We start from the raw sequence: 8,277 nt of genomic DNA, 5'->3' as shown, positions 1-8,277 counted from the left end.
AGAAAAGTTGGTGTTTTAAGGGGTGGGAAACTTTAGTTAGTAATAATACTTCGGTTTGCTAATAACATCTATATGTTTCGACAAAGGTAGTAAAAGAATGTGGATAAAACAAAGATCGTATATATACCGAACGTTTTTCTTCGTTTTCTTTTAAATTCAACCTTTAGTAATCTGTACACTCATCGTATATCCATACCATTGTACATCTAATAAAAATATATAGAGACATTGATTTATAAAATTGTTATTTTATAAATCCTCTAGTTAAATAACATGAAAAGACAATAACAACCTAGGGTTTTATTAAAATGTTACCGATAAGTAACCTATCTTTGTGGTTACTAATTGGTAACATAAGTATGTCAACATAACCACATAATAGAATGAAAAATAGAGAACAAACAGAAAGTAGAATACTCGAAGCTGTCGCAAGTATCGTAGAAAGCGAAGGATTCGAGAAGCTTGGTATCAATACAATAGCTTCAAAAGCTAATGTTTCGAAGATGCTGATATATAGGTATTTTGGTGGACTTGAAGAGTTAATTGCACAGTTTATAATACAGAAGGATTATTGGGCTAATACAGGTACTGTTATTATCAATCCTCAATCTGTAGGAGACAGTATAAAGAATATGTTCCGTAAACAGATCGAGCAATTACGAAACGATGTAACCCTACGACGTTTGTGTAGGTGGGAACTGTCCTGTAACAACACAAGCATTGAGCAGCTTAGAGATAAACGTGAAGAAAATGGATGCAGTCTAATCAAACTGGTAAGTACATTAACAGGTTGTCCTAATACAGAGATTGCCTCTTTAGCCAGTATACTCTCGGCTGCTATCAGCTATTTAGCTTTGATTGAAGACCAATGTTTGTCATATAACGGTATTTCTTTGCAAACTGATAAGGGCTGGGACGAGATAATGAAAGGGGTCGAAATGATAGTTGACTTATGGATAAAAAGTATTCAGGAATGAGAAAATTAATTATTGTATTTGTTATTTTTATGGGATTTATGGATAATATAATGGCACAGAACCCAGACTATCTGTTTATGATTGAGAATGCTTGCAAGGCTCCTTCTGGGCATAACACACAGCCTTGGTTGTTTAAAATCAGAGAGTCAGAAATTGATATATACCCTGATTTGTCAAAAGAGTTACCTATCGTAGACCCAAGTCATCGAGAGTTATTTGTTAGCTTGGGGTGCGCGACAGAGAATCTTTGTATTGCTGCTCAGGAAAAGGGGTATCAGACTGAAGTTAAAGTTATTAAGGACTCCTTTATTCGAGTTCTACTTACAAAAGATAAGAAAAAGCAATTTGATTCTTCATTGTTCTCTCAAATCGCAGTAAGACAAACAAATAGAAGTGTTTATGATGGGAAAGAAATTCCTAAAGATAGCATTAATCTACTTAAAGCCACTTCTATTGACCCCTCTATCTCTATTTATTTTTACAAAAGGGGAACTGTTGATTATGAAAAGATTGCTAATATGGTTTATGCTGGTAATAGCTTACAAATGAATAATGAAGCTTTCAAATCAGAACTGACAAAGTGGATGCGTTATAATAAGAAACATCAGAATAATACAAGAGATGGATTGAGTTATGCCACTTTTGGTGCACCAAATGTTCCTCTATTCTTGGCAAAATTTATCATGTCAAAGGCTATCAACACGAAAACGCAGAATAAAGGTGATCGGAAAAAGATAGCTTCAGCATCTCATTTTGTACTTTTCACAACAAAAGATAATACAGTTGAACAGTGGGTTGCACTTGGCAGAACCTTGGAACGGATATTACTGCGTTCAACGCAGATGGGTATTACAAATGCTTATCTCAATCAGCCTAATGAGGAAAATGATATTACAAAAGAAATGGTAAAGCAACTTCAAATCTCTAACGAGTACCCGACTATTCTTATAAGGTTAGGCTATGGAAAGAAAATGCCTTATTCGCTAAGACGCGATTATAGGTCATGTATTTTCTCTGAAGAATAAATCTGAGGACATATAAATGCTAGCCCATTTAGTAATCTCTCTTTAGGCATTACAATGATAGCATTTGTTTCCGAAAGTTCTTTACATTCAAAATTCTCATTCTAGAGAAAATAGTCAATTAATATGGTCGAAAAATGAGTCAAAAGTAGGTTCTTCCAGAAAAGTATATACTTTTTGCGCAAAAGGTATATAGTTTTTTGCTAAAAAGTATATAGTTTTTCGCTAAGAAATATATAGTTTTTTGTTGAGAAATATATAGTTTTTCGACAAAAATTCCATTGTTTTTCAGGGCTAATGAATATTTCTTTTGTTAAGATGATACTATAAAATATATAAAACTTTGAATATCAATAGTTTGCAAAATATCATCTTATCAGCCCCATATTTTGCGTATTTGAGTCAAAGTACATTCCTCTTTAAAAATATCGCAGAAATACCCCCTCAAATTAGCAGTATTTTATTACAAAATATTAAATCCTCGTTGCAAAAATAGGAATTATAGCCTCTCATGTCTTTTTGGTGACATCACTTGAAAGGTTCTTAATTTTTAACGAAGTTCGAAAGTCACAAATGGATAGCTCTGTGATAGTGGCTTTTTATTCATTGACTTTCTTTAAATCTGCTGATATTGGAATCCACCATGCTGTACCATCATTAAGTCTAATTCTGTCTGCTGAGACAGTGCGCTCTATTACCTTCCCTTGTTCGCCTGAGGGGATTTGTCTACCTTTTCCTGTTATTATTAATTGATCTACGCCTATTGCGTCACCAGCAACAGCAGCTTTTCCAAATTCATCTACACTTGCTTCATCAATGAGACCTATGGTTGTTTTTATTACTTCTACATTATCACCAATGCTAATAGAACTTTCATATTGGTTCTCTACGCTGTTTTTTGAACTCCTAGGTTGGCTTTCTATACAGGCTTTTACCCCCCATAAAGTTAGGAAAATAGCAAGAGTAATTAAAAACTTATCAACTTTTGACTGCTGTTTTTTCTTTTTAATCATGTAGTTATTAAAAATCTCGCCACAATGGCTACATTGTAATTGTTTGTCTTTCCGATATTCATCTGGGATAGATAACATTGATTTACAGTGAGGGCATCTTATGTGATTCATATGCTTAATTTAATTTACTGAACTAAGATCGCTAAAAAGCTCATAATAGCGATTATCGACGTCATTTGAATATATCTTAGCAGATCCGCCTTGTGTTGGGACGAGAATAGCATCTGAATTATTGTCGAAGCCTGAAATATAGTAGATTGTAGTTCCTTTTCTCATGCTAAATAACCCATTATTGCCACTGACGTTAGGGTCATGAAAAATATAACTATTATTTCCTTTAATTTTTCTTTTTGTACAGTTGTATGATTGTATAATGTCACCAAGTCTTGATGTTAACAAGATTCTACCTGTATTAGCCTCTTTTTCTAAAACCCATGTTGCTCCATTATTACCATAACTTGTTTCTACCCATTTCCCTATAACTTGATTTTGTTCAGGTTCTGAAGCAGTTTCTTGAGACGAAATAGAAGTCTCGCTATTAGAACTTACTACTCCTAATGGGTCTGTGCTTGCAGAATCTACGTAAAGAGTTGTATCTTGTGCTGCCGCTCTAATATCATCTGTTGTTGGGATTTCTTTCTGAGTTATGTTTACAATGAATACTATAAGAATCAAGATGATTATAGAAATTACACCAAATAAAAGTCTATTATAAGTCTTACTACTTATTTCTGGAAGAGGTGTTTCATTGCTGAAAGCATCCTCTTTTTGTTCTTTAACCCTTGTAGCAACACCTGTGATTTTGTATGGAACGATTAGGGATTCTCTACAGATTTTAGCACTTTCTATATTGTTAAAATCACTTGTTTCTATCGTAATTGTACTTCCCTCGGATACATTATAAACTTTTTCAAGAATTATATTAACGTAAGTGGCAGCTTTGTTATAGTCTTTCCCACAGTCAATAGCATATGCTCTTATTCCAAAGTCTTTTATTTCATTGAACTCTTTTCTAATATCTAGCTCTTGAAATAGTTGAAGTTCTTTCTTATCTGCTTTCATCGAGAATGTGAAATAGATTGCAATTGCTTCTTCAAACTCTTTGTCTATATCCCATTCCCGCTCGGGGAAAACTAGGTCTTCGGTTCTTAAGTCTAAAACTTGAGAAGGATGCAAGAGTTGTACCACATTAGCATTTGCATTATATCCTATTCTTACCTCGGTAACAATAGATTTGTAATAGTCTTGAGCTTCTATATTCTTTCTAAGCTGTTTGGTTAGTTCATCAAAGACGTTTTGTATCATAGGAAAGTTGTTTTATACAAAATAACTCACGCTATATGTGAGAACCATCATGCAAGTTTTTGTCTGTTGTCGGAATTTATCAGATTGTGGACTGAAGAGATATGAGCATAATGCCTCTTTTCTACAACGTGTTTGGAATTCTTATCCCACCCAATTGCAAAAATAACAAGAAAAAACGAAATAAATACTTTTTAACGCTAAAATCTCTATTTTATTTTTATGTACGTATTATGTTTTAAGTTTCGTCGGGAAGTGTTCTTATGGTAAATTAAAAGGCGACCATCTGTTGAGATAGTCGCCTTCTTTTATCTTATCTTTAGAACTCAGCGTTCTTTGGAGTACGTGCAAATGGGATTACGTCACGAATGTTTTGCATACCAGTAACGAAGAGGATCAGACGCTCGAAACCAAGACCGAAGCCACCATGTGGGCAGGTTCCATACTTGCGAGTATCGAGATACCAGTCGTAAACCTCACGTTTCATACCGCGATTATCGATCTCTGCAAGCAACTTATCGTAATTCTCTTCACGGACAGAGCCGCCAATGATCTCACCAATATGTGGGAAAAGGACGTCTGTTCCCTGCATTGTCTTGCCATCAGGGTTCTTCTTCATATAGAACGACTTGATTTCGCTTGGATAGTCGGTCATGATGACAGGGCGCTTGAAGTGTTCCTCAACGAGATAACGCTCATGCTCACTGCTGAGATCCATTCCCCAACCAGTGATTGGGAACTCAAACTTCACACCATTAGCAACTGCCTTCTGAAGAATCTCTATACCTTCTGTGTAAGTTAGGCGAACAAAGTCTTCCTTAAGTACACCCTCTAGGCGAGCAATCAGTCCCTTGTCAATCATCTTGTTAAGGAATTCAAGGTCGTCCTTACAGTTCACCAATGCCCAGCGAACGCAGTATTTGATGAAGTCTTCTTCAAGATCCATCAGTTCATCCTTGTCAATAAAAGCAACTTCTGGTTCAACCATCCAGAACTCTGCCAAGTGACGAGGCGTATTAGAGTTCTCTGCACGGAAAGTGGGACCGAAAGTATAGATAGCACCAAGTGCTGTAGCACCCAGCTCACCCTCCAACTGACCAGATACAGTAAGGTTCGTGCGCTTACCGAAGAAGTCAGCACTATAATCAACCTCACCACCTTTTGCGACGCGATCGAGGTCGAGTGTGGTTACTTGGAACATATTTCCAGCACCCTCGGCATCACTACCAGTAATTAATGGAGTGTGGAAATAATAATAACCATGGTCGTGGAAGTACTTGTGGATAGCGATTGCCATATTGTGGCGAATACGGAATACAGCACCGAAAGTATTTGTGCGCAGACGCATGTGACCATACTTGCGCATGTACTCAAAGCTCTGCCCCTTCTTCTGCATAGGGTAGTCGCTTGGACAAAGACCATAGATTTCAATCTCTTTACATTGAATCTCCGACGTCTGACCAGCACCCTGACTCTCTACAAGCGTACCGATAACGCTGATACAAGCACCTGTTGTAATGCTCTTCAGTTTCTCATCGTCGATAGTAGTAGGGTCAACGACCACCTGAATGTTCTTGATAGTAGAACCATCATTCAGTGCGATGAAGTCAACAGCCTTGCTACTTCTATGTGAGCGAACCCAGCCTTTTACATTAATATCTTTACCAAAGTCGGTGCAAGCAAGTGCATCGACGACTTTTGTTCTTTTCATCTTTGTATTGTAATTAGGACTTCTCAACAAGCTCAAAAGAAAAGGAAAAGGAATAAAGAGGGAATCTCTTTACACATTCTTTCCTTAGAAGTTTATTGTAGAAGTCTTTATCCTCGTTTATCCTCTCACCCCCTCCCTTCGGAGGGGCTTAGGGAGGGCTTCTTATTCAAATGCACCCATGCGCAGCATATCAACTTCCTTCTCTGTGAGGAAACGCCAATCGCCACGACGTACATTCTTCTTCGTTAGACCAGCGAACTGTACACGATCGAGCTTAACAACACGATAACCAAGACTCTCGAAGATACGACGAACGATACGATTCTTGCCACTATGAATCTCAATACCAACCTGTGCCAAATCGTCAGGACTAGCGTATTCAATAGCGTCAGCCTTTATCTCTCCGTCTTCAAGCTCGATACCATCAGAGATCTTCTGAAGGTCGTTTGCTGTGACAGGCTTATCAAGGAATACGTGATAAACCTTCTTCTTTAAGAACTTAGGATGTGTGAGTTTAGAAGCGAGGTCACCATCGTTTGTAAGAAGCAATACACCTGTTGTGTTACGGTCTAGGCGTCCAACAGGATAGATACGCTCTGGGCATGCACCTTTAACAAGATCCATTACAGTCTTACGCTGTTGTGGGTCATCACTTGTTGTAACGTAATCCTTAGGCTTATTCAATAGGACATAAACCTTCTTTTCTAGTGAAACTGTCTTATCTTGGAAGAGTACAACATCAGTGCGTAGAACCTTACTTCCAAGTTCTTTAACCACCTCACCATTTACGGTGACAGCACCAGATAGGATGAACTCGTCAGCCTCACGACGTGAACAAACACCAGCATTAGCTAGATACTTATTCAAACGAATTGGCTCGTTTGGATCGAAATTCTCTTCCTTATATTCAATGCGTTTCTTCAATGAATACTTTGCATTTGGATCATAATCTGCGGTACGCTGACGATATCCTCCTTGGTTATATCCACCGCGGTTGTTATACCCTCCGCGACTCTGATAACCGCCACGATTATTGTAACTACTGCGGTTCTGATAACCACCACGGTTATTATACCCACCGCGATTATTATATCCACCACGGTTTTGGTAACCATTTTGACGTGGCTGATAGCCACCCTGGTTTACCTGATAACCATTGTTGTTCTCTTCTCCTTCTGCGCTAGTATTGTTGTTATAACGAGGACGATAACCTTGTGACTGGTACCCTCCTTCTTCATTATTATAACGTGGACGATATCCACCTTGCTGTGGTCTGCTTTGATAACCACCACGACTCTGATATCCACCTTGGCGTGATTGATATCCTCCTTCTTCGCCATTGTTGCTGTTGTAACGTGGGCGGTATCCTCCCTGTTGAGGGCGACTTTGATAGCCACTACGATTGTTGTATCCACCACCATAGTTGCTTTGACGTGGGCGATAACCTCCTTGTTGTGGGCGACTACTGCTTTGCAAGCCTGAACCAAAGCCCTCGGGACGGAATCCACCTTCGTCATTTCCACCATTAGCCTTGTCGCTGCTATAAGCACGCTGTGTGTGAATACGTGGACGTTGTGGGCGTCCTGTGCCACGGTACTCTCTCTGATAACCACCTTGTCCAGCTGCAGAATAGCCCTCACGGCCATTATCATTCTGTTCAGACTGAACCTCTTTGTTTTCGAATTCTTCTGCCATAATTGTAGTTTGCTTTAATGTTAACTACTGACCTCACGATCAATGAGTAATAAAGTTTATTATTCTTTTATTTCTAATTATTATTTGTTAGAACTCCTATTAGAAGGAGCTACTCAGTTTTATTAATAATCCTCAAATCCGCAACTAAGCCCTTGAAGGTTCTTATTGCGTTTACACGTCCTCTCATTACTGAATTTGCAGATAATTTGAACTTGAAGCACCCACTTCTGCCTACAATATCCCCTTACCCCACAATGTGACTTGAGGCAATACACAATATCATTCCCATAAGTTGTAGGCACTATCCAAAATCAGTCTGGAAAACATCTGCGTAAGCATAATTACAGGTATAGATATTCAGCACATACCGCCTTGATGTCTTGATCCACTTGGCTGGTACAGAGATAAACCTGAAGACAAACGCTTTTATGCGACTTGTTACATTGAGTCCGAACTTCTTTACGTCAAGTCTTTGAATAATGGCCTTGTAAAAGTTACGGATAAGTGCTGTAAGAAGAAGGAACACTGTGTTCTCTGCCATGAAGGATTTGGGCAAT

At 38.2% G+C, this 8,277-nt stretch carries 6 protein-coding genes and 2 pseudogenes; 2 read left to right on the top strand and 6 right to left on the bottom strand.

The features are described 5' to 3' along the window. Window positions 1-383 precede the first annotated feature (383 nt). Window positions 384-977: a TetR/AcrR family transcriptional regulator gene (locus HMPREF9969_RS01050; RefSeq protein WP_009434024.1), complete on the top strand. Its 594-nt coding sequence runs from the start codon at window positions 384-386 to the stop codon at window positions 975-977. Then, a complete protein-coding gene (locus HMPREF9969_RS01045; RefSeq protein WP_009434025.1) occupies window positions 974-2,002 on the top strand; it encodes an Acg family FMN-binding oxidoreductase in 1,029 nt (342 codons plus the stop codon). Before HMPREF9969_RS01050 ends, HMPREF9969_RS01045 begins: the two co-directional genes overlap by 4 nt. A 596-nt stretch (window positions 2,003-2,598) precedes the next feature. Here the strand turns inward: HMPREF9969_RS01045 and HMPREF9969_RS01040 are convergent. From HMPREF9969_RS01040 to HMPREF9969_RS01020, 6 genes and pseudogenes are all read right to left on the bottom strand, one after another. Then, entirely contained in the window at window positions 2,599-3,012 is a 414-nt protein-coding gene (locus HMPREF9969_RS01040; RefSeq protein WP_156787925.1) for a hypothetical protein, read from the bottom strand. A gap of 120 nt (window positions 3,013-3,132) precedes the next feature. After that, on the bottom strand, window positions 3,133-4,317 hold the full coding sequence (locus HMPREF9969_RS01035) for a hypothetical protein (protein WP_009434028.1): 1,185 nt from the start codon (window positions 4,315-4,317) through the stop codon (window positions 3,133-3,135). A 316-nt stretch (window positions 4,318-4,633) separates the two neighbouring features. Then, a complete protein-coding gene (asnS, locus tag HMPREF9969_RS01030; protein WP_009434027.1) occupies window positions 4,634-6,025 on the bottom strand; it encodes an asparagine--tRNA ligase in 1,392 nt (463 codons plus the stop codon). A 162-nt stretch (window positions 6,026-6,187) separates the two neighbouring features. Then, window positions 6,188-7,720 (bottom strand): pseudouridine synthase, encoded by a 1,533-nt coding sequence (locus tag HMPREF9969_RS01025; RefSeq protein WP_009434030.1) that lies wholly within the window; start codon window positions 7,718-7,720, stop codon window positions 6,188-6,190. A 109-nt stretch (window positions 7,721-7,829) separates the two neighbouring features. Further along, window positions 7,830-8,009: pseudogene (locus tag HMPREF9969_RS13105) on the bottom strand (hypothetical protein). A 12-nt stretch (window positions 8,010-8,021) separates the two neighbouring features. Continuing rightward, a pseudogene (locus HMPREF9969_RS01020) lies at window positions 8,022-8,277 on the bottom strand (IS1380 family transposase); the annotation flags it as partial.

Source organism: Prevotella sp. oral taxon 306 str. F0472 (assembly GCF_000257925.1).
In the GTDB taxonomy this organism is placed as follows: Bacteria; Bacteroidota; Bacteroidia; order Bacteroidales; family Bacteroidaceae; genus Prevotella; species Prevotella vespertina.
Note: the sequence above shows the minus strand (reverse complement) of the source record. Positions and strands in the feature narration are given on the sequence as shown.

Excerpts from the sequence above, each read along its gene's own strand:
- HMPREF9969_RS01045 (WP_009434025.1), top strand. The coding sequence starts at position 974 with ATGAGAAAATTAATTATTGTATTTGTTATTTTTATGGGATTTATGGAT.
- HMPREF9969_RS01040 (WP_156787925.1), bottom strand. The coding sequence starts at position 3,012 with ATGATTAAAAAGAAAAAACAGCAGTCAAAAGTTGATAAGTTTTTAATT.
- HMPREF9969_RS01035 (WP_009434028.1), bottom strand. The coding sequence starts at position 4,317 with ATGATACAAAACGTCTTTGATGAACTAACCAAACAGCTTAGAAAGAAT.
- HMPREF9969_RS01050 (WP_009434024.1), top strand. The coding sequence starts at position 384 with ATGAAAAATAGAGAACAAACAGAAAGTAGAATACTCGAAGCTGTCGCA.
- asnS (WP_009434027.1), bottom strand. The coding sequence starts at position 6,025 with ATGAAAAGAACAAAAGTCGTCGATGCACTTGCTTGCACCGACTTTGGT.
- HMPREF9969_RS01025 (WP_009434030.1), bottom strand. The coding sequence starts at position 7,720 with ATGGCAGAAGAATTCGAAAACAAAGAGGTTCAGTCTGAACAGAATGAT.